At 71.3% G+C, this 1,656-nt stretch carries 2 protein-coding genes; both read left to right on the top strand.

Annotated elements, in window-relative coordinates; translation table 11 throughout:
- On the top strand, positions 1-609 hold a 609-nt coding region (locus JYJ84_RS36085; protein ID WP_205190244.1), incomplete at its 5' end, for a helix-turn-helix domain-containing protein.
- Positions 606-1,640 carry a LysR family transcriptional regulator gene (locus tag JYJ84_RS36080; RefSeq protein ID WP_175219418.1) on the top strand — a complete coding sequence of 345 codons (1,035 nt, stop codon included), beginning with the start codon at positions 606-608 and terminating at the stop codon, positions 1,638-1,640. The genes JYJ84_RS36085 and JYJ84_RS36080, both read left to right, overlap by 4 nt.
- Positions 1,641-1,656 lie beyond the last annotated feature (16 nt).

Here is a 1,656-nt window from a genome sequence, read left to right as displayed (position 1 = left end):
CTCGTGCTACGGCTCGAACGCGGCGCGCTCGAACGCAAGCTGCAGGACATGCTCCAGGCCACGCTCACGCGGCCGCTGCAGTTCGACCTTGCGGCCGGCGGCGCCGGCGCGGGCGCCGCACTTCTGTTGCCGACCTTCGAATACCTGTGCCGGCTCGGCGCACAGCCGGGCATCGGCACGGCCGCGACGACCTTCGGCGCCGACCTCACCGCATGGCTGATGTCGCTGCTGCTCACGCACCTGCCGCATTCGTACAGCGATGCGCTGGCGCGCGGCACGCCACCACTGCCGGCCCACGTGCGCCGCGCGTGCGATCACGTCGATGCGCACCTCGGCGAACCGCTCTCGCTCGCCGCGCTCGCGGCGGTCGCGGGCGTCGCGCCGCGCACGCTGCAGCACGCGTTTCGCGCGTTCCTGCACACCACGCCGGCCGTCTACGTGCGCGACCGCCGGCTCGCCGCCGTGCACGCGGCGCTGCAACGCGGTGACGCGCGCAGCGTGACCGACGTGCTGATCGCGCACGGCATCCATGGCTTCGGCCATTTCGCGAAGGCGTATGCGCGGCGTTACGGCCACGCGCCTTCCGTCACCGCGAGGCACCCCCGATGACGCACTCCGCAACCGGCCGCCCGGCGGCGCCGACCCGCACCGAATCCGCGCCGCACGACAGCGACCCGTCCGAACTGCGCGTGCAGGATCTCGATCTCAACTTGCTGAAGACGTTTCGCGCCGTGTACGAGGAGCGGCACGTCGGCCGCGCGGCGCTGCGGCTCGGCGTCACGCAGCCGTCCGTCAGCTACGCGCTCGGCCGGCTGCGGCTGATGTTCCGCGACGCGCTGTTCGTGCGCACCGGCACCGGCGTCGAGCCGACACCGCGCGCGCAGCGGCTCGCGCTGTCGGTCGACAAGGCACTCGCGATCCTGCAGCACGTGCTCGACGAAGGCTCGCGCTTCACGCCTGACAGCACGCAACGCGTGTTCCGCCTGCACATGAGCGATTTCGCGGCGAGCGCGTTCTTGCCGACGCTGCTCGCCGAGTTCGCCAATCGCGCGCCGGGCGCGGTGATCGAGACGCTGCACGTCGACGAATGCCAGCTCAACGTCGCGCTCGAATCGGGGCGCATCGACTTTGCGCTCGGGCATTTCGCCGACGCGTCGAGCCATTTCCAGCGCGCCGCGCTGCTGCACGAGCGCTGCGTGCTGCTGATGCCGCGCCGTACCGCGCAGCGCGTCGCGCTGCCCGACGACTATGTGCTCGATGGCGACGCGCCCGACGCGCTGCGCTTCGTCGCGGTCACGTCGCATCCGCAATCGATGCAGCTGCTGGAGCGGCACGGGCTGATGCCGCGCGTGCGCGCGGCGTTACCCGATTTCATGGTGGTGCCCGCATTGCTGCAGGACGGCGACTACGCGCTGATCCTGCCGGAGACGATCGCGATCACGTTCGCGGCGCGGCAGCCGTGCACGCTGTACGAGATTGCCGGTGCCGGTGAATGGGCCGTCAATGCGTACTGGCACCGGCGCTTCGACGCCGACCCCGGCCATCGCTGGCTGCGCGCTCTGCTGCTCGAACTGTTCAACATCGGCGAGCTGGCGCCGTTCGACGCATGGCTCGCGCCGCAGCCGCCCGCCTGCGCATAACGACGCGAACGGCTCG

The organism is Burkholderia sp. LMG 13014 (genome assembly GCF_905232215.1).
Taxonomy (GTDB): Bacteria; Pseudomonadota; Gammaproteobacteria; order Burkholderiales; family Burkholderiaceae; genus Burkholderia.
The sequence above is the reverse complement of the archived record's forward strand: the minus strand, read 5'-3'. Positions and strand labels throughout refer to the sequence as shown.